The sequence below is a fragment of the Andreprevotia lacus DSM 23236 genome, assembly GCF_900176275.1.
Taxonomy (GTDB): Bacteria; Pseudomonadota; Gammaproteobacteria; order Burkholderiales; family Chitinibacteraceae; genus Andreprevotia; species Andreprevotia lacus.
The window spans coordinates 1-17902 of record NZ_FWXD01000017.1 but is presented as its reverse complement, the minus strand read 5'-3'; the positions used below and the strand labels follow the sequence as shown (position 1 = coordinate 17902).

13 protein-coding genes and 1 pseudogene are annotated in these 17902 nt (G+C 62.3%); 6 read left to right on the top strand and 8 right to left on the bottom strand.

The window, feature by feature from the left end; translation table 11 throughout:
• Positions 1-10: 10 nt before the first annotated feature.
• Positions 11-445 carry a hypothetical protein gene (locus B9A19_RS14245; protein WP_084091479.1) on the bottom strand — a complete coding sequence of 145 codons (435 nt, stop codon included), beginning with the start codon at positions 443-445 and terminating at the stop codon, positions 11-13.
• 108 nt (positions 446-553) lie between these two features.
• Entirely contained in the window at positions 554-2176 is a 1623-nt protein-coding gene (locus B9A19_RS14240) for a tyrosinase family protein (RefSeq protein WP_084091478.1), read from the bottom strand.
• 421 nt (positions 2177-2597) lie between these two features.
• Here B9A19_RS14240 and B9A19_RS14235 point away from each other — a divergent pair, with 421 nt between their 5' ends.
• Both B9A19_RS14235 and B9A19_RS14230 read left to right on the top strand, forming a co-directional pair.
• Complete coding sequence (locus B9A19_RS14235; protein WP_217807071.1) at positions 2598-4718, top strand: multicopper oxidase family protein; 2121 nt, start codon at positions 2598-2600, stop codon at positions 4716-4718.
• A gap of 70 nt (positions 4719-4788) precedes the next feature.
• Positions 4789-5556 (top strand): DJ-1/PfpI family protein, encoded by a 768-nt coding sequence (locus B9A19_RS14230; protein ID WP_084091477.1) that lies wholly within the window; start codon positions 4789-4791, stop codon positions 5554-5556.
• Positions 5557-5784: 228 nt separating this feature from the next.
• Here B9A19_RS14230 and B9A19_RS14225 read toward each other — a convergent pair whose 3' ends face one another.
• The 6 genes from B9A19_RS14225 to rpmH form a co-directional block, all read right to left on the bottom strand.
• Entirely contained in the window at positions 5785-7737 is a 1953-nt protein-coding gene (locus B9A19_RS14225; RefSeq protein ID WP_084091476.1) for a diguanylate cyclase domain-containing protein, read from the bottom strand.
• Positions 7738-7913: 176 nt separating this feature from the next.
• A complete protein-coding gene (gene mnmE, locus B9A19_RS14220) occupies positions 7914-9248 on the bottom strand; it encodes a tRNA uridine-5-carboxymethylaminomethyl(34) synthesis GTPase MnmE (protein WP_084091475.1) in 1335 nt (444 codons plus the stop codon).
• 293 nt (positions 9249-9541) lie between these two features.
• Entirely contained in the window at positions 9542-11257 is a 1716-nt protein-coding gene (gene yidC / locus B9A19_RS14215; protein ID WP_084091474.1) for a membrane protein insertase YidC, read from the bottom strand.
• Positions 11258-11280: 23 nt separating this feature from the next.
• Positions 11281-11490 (bottom strand): membrane protein insertion efficiency factor YidD, encoded by a 210-nt coding sequence (yidD, locus tag B9A19_RS14210; RefSeq protein ID WP_084091473.1) that lies wholly within the window; start codon positions 11488-11490, stop codon positions 11281-11283.
• A complete protein-coding gene (gene rnpA / locus B9A19_RS14205) occupies positions 11475-11840 on the bottom strand; it encodes a ribonuclease P protein component (protein ID WP_084091472.1) in 366 nt (121 codons plus the stop codon). The genes yidD and rnpA overlap by 16 nt, the downstream gene beginning before the upstream one ends.
• Before the next feature lie 22 nt (positions 11841-11862).
• Entirely contained in the window at positions 11863-11997 is a 135-nt protein-coding gene (rpmH, locus tag B9A19_RS14200) for a 50S ribosomal protein L34 (protein WP_084091471.1), read from the bottom strand.
• Between the two features lie 259 nt (positions 11998-12256).
• On the opposite strand from rpmH, the gene dnaA reads away from it, so the two are divergent.
• The 4 genes and pseudogenes from dnaA to B9A19_RS14180 form a co-directional block, all read left to right on the top strand.
• Positions 12257-13651 carry a chromosomal replication initiator protein DnaA gene (gene dnaA, locus B9A19_RS14195; protein ID WP_084091470.1) on the top strand — a complete coding sequence of 465 codons (1395 nt, stop codon included), beginning with the start codon at positions 12257-12259 and terminating at the stop codon, positions 13649-13651.
• 196 nt (positions 13652-13847) lie between these two features.
• Complete coding sequence (gene dnaN / locus B9A19_RS14190) at positions 13848-14954, top strand: DNA polymerase III subunit beta (protein ID WP_084091469.1); 1107 nt, start codon at positions 13848-13850, stop codon at positions 14952-14954.
• A 62-nt stretch (positions 14955-15016) separates the two neighbouring features.
• Positions 15017-17440, top strand: a complete 2424-nt coding sequence (gene gyrB, locus B9A19_RS14185; protein WP_084091468.1) for a DNA topoisomerase (ATP-hydrolyzing) subunit B — start codon at positions 15017-15019, stop codon at positions 17438-17440.
• A gap of 161 nt (positions 17441-17601) precedes the next feature.
• Positions 17602-17902, top strand: a pseudogene (locus tag B9A19_RS14180) (IS3 family transposase); the annotation flags it as partial.

The window sequence follows — 17902 nt, the reverse complement described above, 5'->3', positions numbered from 1 at the left end:
GGTGCCGGCCTCAGGCTGCCGGCTTGTCCAGCACGGCATACCAGGTGCAGACCACGCCGGCCGGCGATACGCCGCCCGCGCCGCTGGCATGCGGAATGGTGCGCACGATGGAGCCGGCCAGCGCCGGGCGCTGGTCGATGCCATTGGGCCACGGCGGGCTGAGGTAGCCGATGTAGTCGTAAATCCACTCCTCACCACCCACCACGCCACGGCCCTGAAAGCGCACGGTGTTGGGGTTGCCATAGCTGATCGAGCCGTTGAGCTGCAGCTCCCAGCCCGGGCCATAGATGCGGCCCTTGAACACGCCTTGCGGCGCGGCTTCGATATCGATGTTGCCGCGACCGAATTCCAGATCGTTGAACGCGGTGTTCACATCCGGGTCGTTCTGCAGGCTGCGGTAAGTCCAGGTGCCCGTCAGCGGGCCGATTTCGGGGACGAAACTCATTGCGGATTCCTTGCAGGCATCAAAAACCGTCTGCGATCCGGCCAGCGGGCCGCAGACGGGGGACAGGCAGTTGCAGCCTGCCCCTGACGGAGCAGGCCGGGCGGGCGCTTAACGCACTTCGACGCGGAATGCCTTCTGCGCCGGCGCAGGCGCAGTGCCAGCCGGCACGGCAGCTGCCTGCAGCAGTTGCGGCGGGCTTTGCTGCAGCTGGCCGTCGCGGGTGTGCACTTCCACCTCGAAGTCAGCCGTCGCCAGCGCCTGCGCGCGCAGGCCGTGCAGCGGGAAGGCCGCCTTCACTTCCAGATGGGTCTGGCAGTTGGCGCAGCCCTGGATCGCCCAGCGGCTCAGCACGGCCTCGGTGCCGAGGTGATAGCGCTTGCCGTCGATGTTGGCAAAGGCCGAGATCAGGAAGGAGCCACGAATGCGGGCGCGGTTCAGTGCCGACACGCGGATCACCTTGCTGCTGTAGCCCTCTTCCACGGTGGCAGCCAGCTTGGGCGCCTGGGCGTGATCGTCCAGCGAGCCCGGCGCATAGGTAAAGCCCAGCTGCTTTTCGATGTTGATGTAGTCGTGCGAGGTGGCGGCGCGCTCGTGACCGTTGTGATGCACCTTGAACGGATCGAGCGGCGAATCCAGCGTCAGCCACGAGTTGGGCACCACGCCCGGTGTCGGGCCCTGGTTGTCGACCGAGTTGGTGCCCGGATAACCCGAGATCAGCTCCAGATGATCGGTGTAGCCGTGCTTTTTCTGCCACTGCCAGAACACGTAGTCGATGAAGCAGTGGTGGAAATAGAAGATCGGGTCGAGGCCGGCGGTGTCGTTCTCGCCCATGTCGCCGTTGGCGCCATCAATCGGCGAGAAATCGCCGGCGTTCGGGCCGGTCGGCACGTCGTAGCCGCCCACGGCCAGGTGGATGCTGTTGTGCGGCGATTCCAGCGGCACCACGGCCTTGGTGCCGGCAGGCAGATTGTCATTCCATTCCGCGGCCGAGGTGGTGTTGGAGAACACCGTGTAGTTGGGCGCGTTCAGGCAGTTTTCGAACTTGTTCTTCACATTGGTCGGGATGATCTGCTTGTCGACCACGATGTGCGAACCCAGCCAGTTGACGATGTTCTGGTTCAACAGCTGCACATTGGTGTTGTAGTCCGGAAACTGGGCGTTGTGCGCCTCGGTGGCGGCGCGGTCATCCGGCGTGCCCACCAGCCCGGACAGCGGATAACGCACGGTTTCATAACCGTTGGCCTTGCTGTAGTTGGGATCGTCGCCGTTGACGTGATCCTTGATGTTGCGGTTGAACACGAAGGAGCGCAGCGGGTTGGGAATGGTCTGGCCATCGAGCACGAAGTCTTTTTGCGTCAGCGCCCAGGGAATACCGTTCTTGACCGAATCTTCGCTGGTTTCATCCCAGTACGGCAGCATCACGTCGTGGCAGCCCGGCACGCTTTGCAGTGCCTGCTCGAGGCGCACCAGATAGGCACGGTGCCAGGTCGGGAACAACACGTTGCCATGGTTGCAATACCCGCCCCAGTACGAAGCATTGCCCCAGCCTGCGCCGCGGAACGGCTCGCCATGGTAACCGCCGATCATGAAGAAGGAGTTCGGATCGCTGGCAGGCAACTCCTTGATGCCCTTCCAGGCCCGCATCAGGTCTTCCAGCGGTTTCTTGTTGCCCTTGCTGTATTCGTTTTGCAGCTCGACGATGGACCTGCGTACCCGCAATGCATGTGTCATGTTTGATACCGCCCAGAATGGTGTGAGGTAGGAAAGGGCTGGATGCCCCGGCTTGCAAAGGCGCCAGCCACCAGCATGCGCTGGCATTGGCGCGGTCTCCGCTGGCTGCAACCGGGCTGGACATGACACGGCGCGGGATTGAACACGGGCCGGATGCAACATGGCGCACAGCGGTCATCGCAATTGCGATATGACTATGGCATATTTAGCCACAATTCTTTCTTGATGTGCATGTTTGATATATGTACAAAAGTCAGAAATAAAGGTCTTTTTGTTTAACATTGTGTTAAACGGTAGACAGCTACATCCTGCAGCACACCATGCCAGCAGCCGGTTTGCCGGCAGCCGCTGCCCCGTCCTACCCCGGATTGCATGGCCGCCGGCGTGTGAAACCGTTCACAGCAGTGACCAAGGAGAACTCATGACGACCCTGCCCGCGCCGCGCTACCTTGCGGCCCGCCTGATGCTGCTTGGCACCCTGGCCGGCGCCTGCGCCGCCCCCGTGCTGGCCGACGAACCCCAGCAAGTCGGCAACCCGCCGCTGCTGCGTGCCGCGCCCCCACTGCTGGCGCATGCCGGCCACGCCAAGCCGCGGCTCAACCTGCTGGCCAAACCGCTCACCACCGAGCTGGCGCCCGGTGTTCCGCGCGAAGTGTATTTCGACCTGGCCATCCGTTATGTGAACGGCTGGATACGCAATCCCTCGGTGGAAAAACCCGGCGAGGTGAAATACGACAAGGTGCAACTGCGCAGCTATGTGCAGGGCGATGGCAGCAAGGCCAAACCGCTGGACCCGCCCACCACGTGGGGCACACCGGGCCAGACCGTGTATGTGGCGCCGCAGATCGAGGCTTACCCGGGCCAGACCGTGCGCATCACGCTCAACAACGACCTGCCGCGCGATCCGAGCTGCCTGCCGCAAGGCGGCAGCGCCAACACGCCGCACTGCTTCAACGGCACCAACCTGCACTCGCACGGCCTGTGGGTGAACCCGGCCGGCAACAGCGATAACGTGCTGCTGTCGATCAATCCCGGCGTGGGTTTCCAGTACGAATACAACATTCCGCCCACGCATCCGGCCGGCACGTTCTGGTATCACACTCACCAGCACGGCTCGACCGCGCTGCAGGTCTCCAGCGGCATGGCCGGCGCGCTGATCGTGCGCGGCACGCGCCCGCCGACCCCGAACGAGAACGGCGACCTCGACACCCTGCTCAAGCCCTATGGCAACACCACCTTCCCCGAGCGGGTGATGGTGTTCCAGCAAATCCAGTATGCATGCCGCTTTGCCAGCGGCCCGCTCGCAGGCCAGATCAAGACCTATGGCAATGACCCGCTGCCGGGCGAAAAACCCAACCCCAAGGATCAGCGCTACAAGTGCGACGATGGCGACGTGGGCGCCATCACCGCCTATGACCAGTTCGGCCCCGGCACCTGGGAATCATCCGGCCGCTACACCAGCATCAACGGGGTGGTGCTGGGCACGCTGGGCAAGGCCAAGGTCGGCACCATCGAGCGCTGGCGCATGATCCACGGTGGCGTGCGCGACACCATTTCGCTGCAGATCCGTCGCCGCACACCGGGCGCACCGCTGCTGACCGCGCTGAGCGCGGCCGCCACCGATGAATACGTGAACCGCTATTGCACCGGCCCGGCGCTGGACCTGCCGCTGGTGGCTGCCGACGGCCTGACCATGGCCAAGGCGCTATACAAGAAAACCGCCGTATTCCAGCCCGGCTACCGCTGGGATGCGCTGGTGAGCTTCCCGCAAGCCGGCGATTACTGCGTGATCAACAACACCGAAGTGACCGCCACCATCGACCGCGCGGCACCGTCGGCCCGCCTGCTGGGCATCGTGCAGGCCGAGGGCGACGGCCCGGCCATCGCCAACCCCAAGCAGTACGTGCTGCAAAAGCTGGCCGAGGCCGCCAAGGTCAACATGCCGGCCGATGTGCGCCAGACCGTGGCCAACGATGTGCTGAACAACCTGACGCTGACCAAGTTCGTGCCGCACCAGACCATTACCGACGATGAAGTGACCGGCACGCAAACACTGGCGTTCAATATCGACACCTCGGTGCCGGGCAGCGCCTTTTTCCAGGTGGATGGCAGGCCGTATGACGGCAGCCGCATCGACCGCGTGCTGCAACTGGGTGCGGTGGATGAATGGACGCTGACCTCGCACTTTGTCAGCCACCCCTTCCACATCCACGTGAACCCGTTCCAGGTGGTGAAGATCATCGACCCGAACGGCAACGACGTCAGCCTGGAAAACGCCGTTGACGGCAAGGACGCGCAATACCCCGGCCTGAAGGGGGTATGGAAGGACACGCTGTGGATCAAGGACCTGTACCCCAGCGAGGAAGCGCCGACCCGAAAGCAGGGCATGTACACCATCGTGGTGCGCACCCGCTACGAACGCTATATCGGTGATTTCGTCCTGCACTGCCACATCCTCGACCACGAGGACCAGGGGATGATGCAGAACATCCGCATCGCGCTGCCCGATGGCCTGGGCGGCACCTCGCAAGGGCACCATTGATCGCGCGTCGCACCGGCTATGGGGCCGGTGCGACCTGTTCCGACCCGAGCAAACCACTTCCGAGGCAAACATGACAGCACCCAACAAGTTCGTGATCGGCATCGCCGCCTATGATGGCGTCGACCTGATGGACATCGCAGCCCCTTATGAGCTGTTCAACTGGATGGCCTCGCTGGAAAGCGAGTACAACCCCGGCGCACCGGTGCGCGAGGTGCGCGTGTATTCGCTGGACGGCAGCCGGGTGATCACGCGCGACAAGCTGACCATCGGTGCCGACCTGCCGGCGCTGACCGCGCCCGGGCCGGACAGTACGGACAAGATCGACCTGCTGTGGATACCGGGCGGCGACCCGATGCGGCTGGAACAACTGATGCTGGACGAAAAGGCAATGGACCTGCTGTATGAGGTCGGCAACGCGGCGCAATACACCGCCTCGGTTTGTGAAGGCGCCATGCTGGCGGCCGCATCCGGCCTGCTGGACGGCCACTGCGCCACCACGCACTGGGCCTTTCTGCCCTGCCTGGGCCTGTTCCCGTCCATCACGGTTGCGCCGGGCTATCCGCGCTATGTGATCGACGGCAACCGCATTACCGGTGGCGGCATTTCGTCGGGCATCGACGAGGTGCTGGCCATCATTGCGCTGCTATCCAATGATAACGTGGCCGGTGCGGTGCAATTGATGGTGCAATACAACCCGCAACCACCGTTCCATCAGGGCGACCCGTCACAAGCCACGCCGCCGGTCTACACCCCGGGTGAAAACTCGACCTGCAGCATTCCGGGCATGGCAGCCACCATCGACAGAGTGATCACCGCGCGGGAAAGCCGCCGGGCCTGAGCGCCTGCCTGGCCCATTGAACCGTAATCCATGAATAACCGGTATCAAGCGCCCGGCAAAGCCGGGGGCTTGCCGGTTGTAGCGGGTGAGGCAACGGCTCTCCCTGTTTTGAGCCCCACGCCCTCGCGAGAGAGCCTCGCTAACGCTCGTCAGTGGCGCCGATCCGGCTGTGGCGATGTCCGTGCGGCCAACGGTTCTGGTGCTGGATGCACCCGCGTCCAAAAAAGATCAGTCCTTGCCTGCACCGCCCGCAATCGCGTAACGGTTCTTGCCGGCACGCTTGGCCACATAGAGCGCCTCATCGGCGCTGCCCAGCAGGGCATCGGCGCTCATGCCGCTGTGCGGCAGATAGAGCGCAATGCCCAGGCTGGTGGTGACCCTGACCGCGCATTCGGGCAGCGCAATCTCGTCGGCCATGCGGGCCACGATCTGCTCGGCCACGCGTGCTGCATCCTGCCTGCCATCGGTCAGTCCTTCCAGCAGTACCACGAACTCGTCGCCGCCCAGGCGGCATACCAGATCGTTCTGCCGCACACTGGCAATGATGCGTGCGGCAAACTGGCGCAGCAGCACGTCGCCGGCCTCATGGCCGTGGGTATCGTTGATGGCCTTGAAACCATCGAGGTCGAGAAACATCACCGCGGCCTCGCGCTGCATGCGGTTGGCGCGGGCCAGCGCCTGCTCCAGCGCCCCGGTCAGCGCGCGGCGATTGGGCAGGCCGGTCAGCACGTCGTGGTCGGCCAGATGGCGCAGCCGTTCTTCCTCGCGCTTGCGCTCGCTGATGTCGCGCAAAAAAGCGCTGAACAAGAATGAATTGCCGCTGCGGATGGCGGTAATCGACATCTCGATCGGAATTTCGCCACGCCCCAAGGTCTGCCCCACCAGCTCCAGCCGTTGCGACAGCGCCTGCCCCTCCACGGCCTGCAGAAACCCGGCCAGCGCGGCTGCATAGTCATCGCGCTTGCCGGCAGGCACCAGCACGTCGTACAGCGGCCGGCCCAGCACTTCGTCACGCCGCCAGCCAAAGGTCTGCTCGGCCTGCTGGTTCCAGTCGGTGATCAGGCCATCGAGGTCCATGGACATGAACGCCTCGCCCGAGCTTTCGATGATGAGCCGCGTACGCTCCTCGCTGGCACGGCGGCGCGCCACTTCGCTCTCCAGCGCGTTGAGCGCGGCCGTGCGTTCTTCCAGCAGCATCTGCTTGGTTTCAAAGCTGAGCTGGTGGCCGATGGCCGAGCCGATCAGGCCGGCCATCAGCTGCAGCGTATGTGTATGCGCTGGGGTAAACGCGTAGGGCCGGTCGGCCAGGATTTTCAGCACCCCCACCGGGATGCCTGCATGAAACAACGGGGTAACGACCATGGACAGCGCATTGATCTTGCGGCAGGCCTCTTGATCGACCCGCGCATCGAGCATGGTATCGGCGCTTTCCAGAATCTCGCCCAGCTGCACGCACAGGCCGGACAGACTGCCCACCCGCGCCAGCCTCAGGCCCAGATACGGGGCGACCACGCCACTGACAGCGCGGTACACCATCTCGTCGCCGTCGGCCAGCTCGACTACCGCTCCGGTGGCTGGCGTCAGTTCGATCATGCGCTGCACGACGATGCGCATGAATTCGTCCAGGTCCAGCTCGGCCTGCGCCAGCTGCGCCTGCGTGGCAATCACCGCGCCCAGGTGGGCGGTGTGCTGCTCGAACTGGGCCAGCGCGGCCTCGCGCTCGCGCAGCGCGTTCACCAGATAGTGATTGACCGCCGCCAGCTCGTGCGCGCGGCTTTCCAGCTCGGCGTCGCGCTGCGGGGTGTCGCCCATCATGGCGGCCTCGTGGGCGATGAAAAACCAGTGCAGCGTTTCACCGCTGCCGCCGCGCACGGGCATCTGCCGGCCATGCAAGCGATACCAGCCGCGGCTGGCAAAATGCCAGCAGCGCACCACCTGTTCGCCGGCTTGGCCCGGCATGCTGTCCGCACCATAGCGCGGGTGATCATCGGGGTGGGTGCTGCGCAGCCAGATCTGGTTGATGTCTTCTTCATGCACGGCGCCGCAGAAATCGAACCAGGCCTGGTTGCAGTACTGCACCGTGCCGTCACTGGCGGCGATCCAGGCAGGCTGCAGCAGGCCATCGGCCATCGAGCAAAGCTCGCTGGCAGGCGGGGTGCGGAAATGCGGGGCGGTGGGCATGGCAATCACTGTCAGACAAATACTTACATTCTGTACTTACACGAAGTATATGTCAGGATCGAATGCCACCAAGGCGGACAGGCAGATCGCATGCAGCCAACCGCCGACGAGCGGATATACAGTCAATCCGCCGTACGGGGGCTGCAACATGCCATGTAGATAATAGGCGTATTTACTTACTTACCAATACAGAAACGACTAAAAATGACCCCAAGCAGATCATCCGCGCTGAACTCGCCGGTGATCTCGTTCAAGGCGTTCTGCGCCAGCCGCAGCTCCTCGGCAAACAACTCGATCTGCCGATAGGCCGCATCGGCCGTCTGCAGATGGGCCTGTGCGCGGCGTATCGCATCCAGATGCCGTTCACGTGCGATGAACACACCGGCATCGCTGCCCTGCCAACCCACGCGCTCCAGCAGCTTCTGCCGCAATGCATCGATACCGATGCCGCCCTTGGCCGATACATGCACCTCATCCGCTGCCACAGCCCCGGCCACTTCGCCGGTCAGGTCTATCTTGTTGAACACGCGCAGCACCGGCAGTGGCGCTGGCAGGCGCGCCAGAATGGCGGCGTCGTGCGCGGTTACGCCTTCACGACTGTCGAGCAGCAGCAGTGCCAGATCGGCTTTTTCCACCGCCGCCCAGGTGCGTTCGATGCCGATTTTCTCTACCACGTCGTCGGTATCGCGCAGGCCGGCGGTATCGATGATATGCACCGGCACGCCGTCGAGCTGGATCAACTCGCGCACCGTGTCGCGCGTGGTGCCGGCAATGTCGGTGACGATGGCGATGTCCTCGCCGGCCAGCGCGTTCATCAGGCTGGATTTGCCCACATTGGGCTGGCCCACCAGCACGATGTGCGCGCCCTCGCGCAGCAGCTTGCCCTGCGTGGCCGTGCCCAGCACCGCCTGCAACTGTTGCTGCACGCCGTGCAACTTGCCGCGTGCGTCGGCGGCCTCCAGGAAGTCGATGTCTTCCTCGGGGAAATCCAGCGTGGCCTCGACCAGCATGCGCAGCGTAACGAGCTGATCGACCAGTGCATGCACCTCGCGCGAGAACGCGCCATCCAGCGACTTGAGCGCCGAGCGCACCGCCGCCTCGGATTGCGCATCGATCAGGTCGGCAATCGCCTCGGCCTGCGCCAGATCAAGCTTGCCGTTGAGGAAGGCACGTTTGCTGAACTCGCCCGGCTCGGCATGGCGCGCACCCAGCGCCACGCAGCGCGACAGCAGCATCTGCAGCACCACCGGGCCGCCGTGGCCCTGCAGCTCCAGCACGTCTTCACCGGTAAACGAGTTGGGGCCGGGGAAATACAGCGCGATGCCCTCGTCGATCACCTCGCCATCGGCAGCGCGAAAGCGCGCAAAGTGTGCGTGGCGCGGTATGAGCGGACGGCCGATCAGCCCGGCAATCAGCGCATCCAGCCCGCGCCCGGACACACGGATCACGCCCACCCCACCCCGCCCGGGGGCAGTGGCAACGGCAGCAATCGTATCGGGGACATAAAGCATGGCAGCACTCGCGGGGTGAATATGCACAGTTTGACCAAATCACCGGCGCGCGCAAAGCCGGTGGCACAAATACAAACGCCGCCCGGAGGCGGCGTTGGCAGAAAATATCTTCGTCAGTAGCACAGACCACTGACGAGCAACAGCGAGGCTCCCTCGCGGCGGCGAGGGCGGGGGGAGTGACATCAAACAGCGAGCGCCGCTGCCACTCCAGCCCTGACCAGACAGGACCCGGCTCGGCCGGGTTCTTGATGCCTGGTTACCTGCCGCAACCGGTATCCGGCATCACAAGGCGATCACGAATTGGCAGCGACCTTGTCGCCCTTCTCGATCTGGCGGGTGATGTACCACTGCTGCAGGATGGACAGCGAGTTGTTCACCACGTAGTACAACACCAGGCCGGCCGGGAAGAAGAAGAACAGCACGCTGAACATCAGCGGCATGATCTTCATCATCTTGGCCTGCATCGGATCCGGCGGCGGCGGCGACAGGCTTTGCTGCACGAACATGGTGATGGTCATCAGCACCGGCAGCACAAAGTACGGGTCTTTGGCCGACAGGTCATGAATCCACAGCGCCCACGGCGCCTGGCGCAGCTCAACCGCAGCAATCAGCGCCCAGTACAGCGCCATGAAGACCGGAATCTGCACCAGCATCGGCAGGCAGCCGCCCAGCGGGTTGACCTTCTCGGTCTTGTACATCTCCATCACGGCCTGCTGGAACTTCATGCGGTCTTCGCCGTGACGTTCCTTCAGCTGCTCCATGCGCGGCGCCAGCTTGCGCATCTTGGCCATCGAACGATAGCTGGTGGAAGCGAGCGGGTAGAACGCCAGCTTGATCATCAAGGTCAGCAGGATGATGGCCCAGCCCCAGTTCGCCACCACGTGGGTGTGGATGAAATCCAGCACCGCAAACAGCGGCTGCGCGAAGATCTTGAAGATGCCGTAGTCCTTGATCAGGTCGAGGTCAGGCGCGACGGCTTCCAGAATGCGGGTCTGCTGCGGGCCGACAAACAGCTCGACGCTGCTTTCGTACTTGGCGCCCGGCGCCACTACCGGCAACTGGGTGGTCAGGCTGGCCGCATACAGGCCATTGTTCTGACGAACCACCTTGTATTCGCATGGTTTGGCGCCACAGACCGACGGCTTGCCCACCGGCGAGGCAATCCACGCACTGGCAAAGTAATGCTGGATCATCGCAACCCAGCCATCGCCTGCCGAGTGCGGATAGCTGCCCTCGCCCTTGTCCAGTTCCTTGAAAGCCACTTTCTTGAACTTGCTTTCTTCGGTATACACCGCCGGGCCGGTATAAGCGTTGGTGCCGCCAATACCGCTGTGCTGGCCAACCGGCTCCTTGCCATCACGCAGCAGCTTGTAATACGCCGATGCCACCAGCGGCTTGGCGCTGCCGTTGGCAACGTCGTACTTCACGTCGACCACGTAGCTGCCGCGATGGAAGGTATAGGTCTTGCCCACCTTGACGCCCTCGGGGCTGGTGGCCTCAAGCCGCACATCCAGCTTGTCCTGCCCCTTGTCCAGCACATAGCTGGTCTTGGCAGCAGTAAACACGGTGTAATGCATAGGCAGGTCTTTGTTCACATCGCTCAAGAGACCGGTCTGCGCCACATAAATATGGTCGCCACTGTCTTGCAGCAGGGTGAACGGCTGATCGTTGCTGGCCACCGGCTTGCCGCCGAACAGCGCCTTGAACTGGTCAAACACGCCAACATCCACCGCTGCGCCGTGCTTGAGCAGCTTGACGCTGCGCAGGTCGGCGCCGTTGACGTCGATTTCGGCATCAAGGAAATCGGTGGTGACGTGCACGCGCTGGCCCTTGGCCAGAGCGCCGCTTTCGGCAGCCGGCGCTGCGCCGGCCGTGCTGCCAGCTGCGGCCGGGCCGCTGGCGACCGCGCCCGGCTTGGGCTGCGGGTAGTGCTTGTCCATCCAGCTGTTCCACAGGAACAGAATGCCGAACGAGAGCACGATGAATGCTATAAGACGCTTGGTGTCCATAAAGGGCTCGGGAAAATCGGGAGTCAGGGCACGGGATCGTGTCCGCAGCCGCCCCAGGGGTGGCAGCGGCAAAGCCGGCGAATTGTAAGCCACCCACCCCGCCCCGCGCCATGTTTCTCTATGGCTTCAACGGCATAGTGCGAGCAGGATGGGGTAAAACGGCAGCGCGGGCCCAGCAGCGGGCTGATCGCCCACTGGTAAACGCGCAACAGGGCAATCAGGACGACGCGCATCGGCGGGCTGCCCGGTGCATCAGGCTGATCAGCAGGGTGCGATTGGCCGCAGCTTGCGCGCGGCCGTAACGCTCGCGCACACGCACGACAAAATCGATGCCGCCGAACTCGGCAGCATGCAGGCGAAATGCTTCACGCGCGCTACGCTTGAGATAGTTGCGCACGACCGCCCGTTTGTCGGTTCGTTTGCCGACCACGAGGCCCAGACGTGCGTGTCCAAGGTCATTCGGGCGCGCCAGCACCTGGAATGGTCCTTGAGTGGCGCCGAGGCGCAAACTAAAAACGGATGAAAAATCATCCGTTTTTAGCAGGCGCGACGCCCGCGGAAATGCATAGCGGAGAGCGCCCATCGCGGGCGTTCGCAGCGTGTAATTACGCGGACAGGCTGGCGCGGCCCTTGGCACGGCGAGCATTCAGCACGCGACGGCCGCCCTTGGTGGCCATACGGGCGCGGAAGCCGTGAGTGCGCTTGCGACGGATAACGGAAGGCTGGAAAGTACGCTTCATGATGGATTCCTGACCAGAACTGTTGCAAAGTAAACCACTGATTACACATGCAAAGAATGCGTGTGTCAATCCATTTCTTGCTTTGCGACCTTCCGTCAGTCGGCGCCAGGGCTGTGGATAAGTCGGCGCGACAAGGGTAGAATCCCCCTCCATCCCACAACAACGTCCGTGTTTTTTTGCACCTGCCGTTTGCCACCCAAACCGCAGGAGGGGATTTCTTTTCCCGCAAAAACACGGCGCATACGCGATCCGACACCTTATGCCGCTACTGGAAAACTGCTGGTCACACTGCCTGGGCGAGCTGGAAAGACGCCTGGGCGCGGACCAATTCCGCATCTGGATCAAGCCCTTGGTCGCGGAAACGGCAGACGACGGCCTGAACCTGATCGTCCCCAACCAGATTTTCCTGCAGTTCATTCGCGACCGCTATCTGGGCCTGATCGAAGAAGCCGCCGCCAGCTTCGGCCACGAGCCGGCGCCGGCCATTGCGCTCAAGGTAGGCAGCGCGCCCAAAAAAGCAGCACCCCCTGCCAGCGCGCACGCGCAAATTGCGCCGACGCAGCCCAGCAGTGCACCGGCCGCCGCACCGGCGCCGCTGATGCCCAATATCGTCAGCAGCGGCGCCAATCACGAAACCACGCGCCTCAACCCGAACTTCACCTTTGAATCGCTGGTCACCGGCAAGGCCAACCAGCTGGCGCGCGCCGCCGCGCAGCAAGTGGCCGAGCACCCGGGCGTGAGCTACAACCCGCTGTTCGTCTACGGTGGCGTGGGCCTTGGTAAAACGCACTTGATTCAAGCCATTGGCAACTATGTGCACCAGCGCAACCCCAAGGCCAAGATCCGCTATATCCACGCCGAAAAATACGTGGCCGACGTGGTGCGCGCCTATCAGCACAAGGCGTTTGACGAATTCAAGCGCTACTACCACTCGCTGGACCTGCTGCTGATCGACGATATTCAGTTCTTTGTCGGCAAGGACAAGACGCAGGAAGAGTTCTTCTATCTGTTCAACACGCTGGTGGAAAGCCACAAGCAGATCGTGCTGACGTCCGACCGCATTCCGCGCGAGATCGACGGCCTGCAAGAACGGCTGACCTCGCGCTTCTCGTGGGGGCTGACGGTGGCCATCGAGCCGCCCGAGCTGGAAATGCGCGTGGCCATCCTGCTGAACAAGGCCGAGCGCGAGAACTTCAAGCTCGATTCCACCGTGGCCTTCTTCATTGCCAAGCACATCCGCTCCAACGTGCGCGAGCTGGAAGGCGCGCTGAAGCGCGTGCTGGCCTACGCCCGCTTCACCAACCAGCCGATCACGCTGGAAGCGGCCAAGGAAGCGCTCAAGGACATCCTCGCCTCGGGTAACCGGCAGATTTCGGTCGAGAACATCCAGAAAACCGTGGCCGACTTCTACAAGATCAAGATTGCCGACATGCACTCGAAAAAGCGCACACGTGACATTGCACGCCCGCGCCAGGTGGCCATGGCGCTGACCAAAGAGCTGACGCAGATGAGCCTGCCGGCCATTGGTGATGCCTTTGGCGGCCGCGACCACACCACGGTGCTGTATGCCTGCCAGACCATCGAGGGCTTTCGCCAGAGCGATGCGGAAATCGCCCACCAGTACGGCGTGCTGCTGCAAATGCTGCGCAGCTGACAAGCATGATCAGCCGGGGCGCTGGCCGCCCCGCTGCCGCCACGCCAACAACAAAGACACGATGCAGCGCCAGCCCGCGCCAACTGTCAGTTTCAAGCTGACAGACAGGCGGCGCAACAGCGCTGTCATCACCCTCGAAAGCCCCTGCCGAATCAGGTAGAATTCAGCCGTTTAACTTCTTTGCGGATAGATCGACATGCAACTGCTGCAAGCCGAACGCGATGCCCTTCTGAAACCGCTGGCGACCGTCACCGGTATCGTCGAGCGCCGCCACACGCTGCCCATCCTCTCCAATGTGCTGATCCAGAGCCAGGGCGGCCAGCTGAGCTTTACCGGCACCGATCTGGAAATCCAGATTGCCAGCCAGCAGAGCGAGGGTTTCTCGGCCAGCGACTTTGCCATTACCGTCTCTGCCAAGAAGTTTTCCGACATCCTGCGCGCCATCCCGGACAAAACCGTGGTGACGCTGGAAGAGGCCGACAGCCGCCTGACCGTGAAGGCCGGCAAGAGCCGCTTCAACCTGCAAACACTGCCGGCCGGTGATTTCCCCACCCTGGCGGTAGACAACAACCTGAAAGCCACCGTGCGCCTGTCGCAGGGCCAGCTCAAGGCGCTGCTGGGCCGTGTGCAATACGCCATGGCGCATCAGGACATCCGCTATTACCTGAACGGCCTGTTCCTCGTGACCGAGGGCAACCACCTGAAGCTGGTGGCTACCGACGGCCACCGCCTGGCGTTTGCCTCGGCCGAGCTGGAAACCAGCTTCGACAAGAACGAAGTGATCCTGCCGCGCAAGACCATCCTCGAGCTGTTCAAGCTCTTGCAGGAAGTCGATGACGAAGTGGCGATCGAAATCGCCGGCAACCAGGTGAAGTTCAGCTTTGGCAACGTGGTGATCCACTCCAAGGTGGTGGACGGCAAGTTCCCCGATTACAACCGCGTGATTCCGCAGAACAACGACAAGCTGCTGCTGATCGAACGCCCGATGCTGCTGGCCGCGCTGCAACGCGCCGCCATTCTGTCGAACGAAAAATTCCGCGGCGTGCGCCTGGTGCTGACCGACGGCGTGCTGAAAATCCTGTGCAACAACAACGAACAGGAAGAAGCGCAGGAAGAAGTCGAAGTGGACTACGCCGGCGCACCGCTGGATATCGGCTTCAACATCCAGTATCTGCTGGACGTGTTGACCAACAGCTCGGTAGAGGCACTGAACTTTGCCTTTGGCGACGTGAATTCTTCGGTACTGGTATCGATTCCGGATAACGAAAACTTCAAATACATCGTGATGCCGATGCGCATTTAAGCAGCGCCATCACGCCAGGCCAGGGCTTACCTGGCCTTTTTGCATTTTCAGAGTACCCAGCAATGAGCGATCAGAACACCCCGCAGCAGCCCGCCAACCCGCAGGAATACGGCGCAGACAGTATCCGCATCCTGAAAGGTCTGGAAGCCGTCCGCAAACGCCCCGGCATGTACATTGGCGACACGCAAGATGGCACCGGCCTGCACCACATGGTGTTCGAAGTACTCGACAACGCCATTGACGAAGCGCTGGCCGGCCATTGCGACACCATCAAGGTCATCATCCACGCCGACAACTCGGTATCGGTGGAAGACAACGGCCGTGGCATTCCTACCGCCATCAAGGAAGACGACGAATTCAAGCGCTCTGCCGCCGAAATCGTCATGACCGAACTGCATGCGGGCGGCAAGTTCGACCAGAACAGCTACAAGGTATCGGGCGGCCTGCACGGCGTGGGCGTATCGGTGGTAAACGCACTGAGCGACTGGCTGCGCCTGACCATCCGCCGTGATGGCCACGTGCACAGCATGGAATTCCGCCGTGGCGAGCGCGTAGAGCCACTCAAGCTGGTCGGCAACACCGACAAGCGCGGTACCGAAGTGCATTTCTTCGCCTCGGTGGAAACCTTTGGCCTGGTCGAATTCCATTTCGACATTCTGGCCAAGCGCATCCGCGAGCTGTCGTTCCTGAACAACGGCGTGAATATTTCGTTGATTGACCGCCGCCAGGGCAAGGAAGAGAACTTCAACTACACCGGCGGCGTCAGCGGTTTTGTTGAATACATGAACCGCAGCAAGAGCGTGCTGCACCCGCATATCTTTCACGCCATCGGCGAAAAAGACGGCATGACCGTGGAAGTAGCCATGCAGTGGAACGATTCCTACCAGGAATCGGTGCAGTGCTTTACCAACAACATCCCGCAGCGCGATGGCGGCAGCCACCTGACCGCACTGCGCCAGGTGATGACACGCACGCTGAACAACTATATCGAAGCCGGCGACCTGGCCAAGAAAGCCAAGGTGGAAACCACCGGCGACGACATGCGTGAAGGCCTGACCTGCGTGCTGAGCGTAAAGCTGCCCGACCCGAAATTCAGCTCGCAAACCAAGGACAAGCTGGTATCGAGCGAAATCGGTCCGGTGGTGAACGAAGTCATCAACAAGGCGCTGGCCGAGTTCCTGCAAGAGCAGCCCAACGACGCCAAGATCATCTGCGGCAAGATCGTGGAAGCCGCGCGCGCGCGCGAAGCCGCCCGCAAAGCGCGCGAAATTACCCGCCGCAAGGGCGTGCTGGACGGCCTGGGTCTGCCCGGCAAACTGGCCGACTGCCAGGAAAAAGACCCGGCGCTGTCCGAACTGTATCTGGTGGAGGGTGACTCTGCCGGCGGATCGGCCAAGCAAGGGCGTGACCGCAAGTTCCAGGCCATTCTGCCGCTGCGCGGCAAGGTGCTGAACGTGGAGCGCGCACGCTTCGACAAACTGATTTCCAGCGAACAGATCACCACCCTGATCACCGCGCTGGGCTGTGGCATCGGCAAGGACGATTTCAATATCGACAAGCTGCGCTACCACCGCATCATCATCATGACCGATGCCGACGTAGACGGCAGCCACATCCGCACCCTGCTGCTCACCTTCTTTTACCGCCAGCTGCCCGAGCTGGTGGAGCGCGGCTACATCTACATTGCCCAGCCGCCGCTGTTCAAGGTCACGCAGCGCAAGCAGGAAACCTATCTGAAAGACGAGCAGGAAATGAAGCAATACCTGCTGAAAAGCGCGCTGAACGGCGCAGCCCTGCTGCCCGGCGCCGGCAAACCGGCCATCGAGGCCGACGCGCTGGACAGTCTGGCCCGCCAGTTCTTCGTGACCGAGGCCGTGATCGAGCGCAACAGCCGCTTTATCGACCCGGCCGTGCTGAACGCACTGATCAAGCTCGACACCCCGCTGGACCTGAGCACCGAGGCCAGCACCCAAGACGGCGCGGCCCGCCTGAACGCCGTGGTGGCAGACCCGATCTACACCTTTGAGGCCAACGGCAGCGGCGAAGGCCATGCGATCAAGATCACCCGCAGCCAGCACGGCGTAACGCACATCCAGCACATCGACGACGCCTTTGTGCGCTCTGGCGACTATGCCCAGCTCACCCACACCGCCAGCCTGCTGGCCGGCCTGATCGAAGCCGACGCGCAAGTAAAACGCGGCGAACAGGCGCAAAGCGTGAAGAGCTTTAAGGAAGCGCTGGACTGGTTGCTGAACGAAGTACGCCGCAGCATCAGCATTCAGCGCTACAAAGGCCTGGGCGAGATGAACGCCGAACAACTGTGGGAAACCACCATGGACGTCACGGTGCGTCGCTTGCTGAAGGTCAACATCGACGACGCCATCGCCGCCGATGAAATCTTCACCACGCTGATGGGCGACCAGGTAGAACCCCGCCGCCATTTCATTGAACAGAATGCGTTGATTGCGCGGAATATTGATGTTTGAGGTTGTTGTAGGATCCGATTGAAGTCTGGATTTTTCCCAAATCTCTAAATTTTTGGGACACACGACCAAAGCCCAAAAAAGCCCCGAAAGGGGCTTTTTTATTAGCTCTGACCCGTCCTGAAATACGTTGACACTTTTCCCCTCACACAAGGACAAGTGTCATGGAATCAAAGATCAAGCGCACACAACGGGACTACACCCTCGCCTTCAAACTGGCTGTCGTCGAACAGGTCGAAAAAGGCCAGCTTACCTATAAACAGGCCCAAGCCTGCTACGGCATCCAAGGCCGCTCCACCGTCCTGACCTGGTTACGCAAGCATGGGCGACAAGACTGGCGAACTGCGGCATCCTTGGCGGTGATGACCATCGACCAAAACCCCAAACCGCTCACGCCGGAGCAACAGATCAAGGCGCTGCAAGTCCAGCTGGCAGAAGCACAAGAGAAAGCCAAGCTATTCGAAG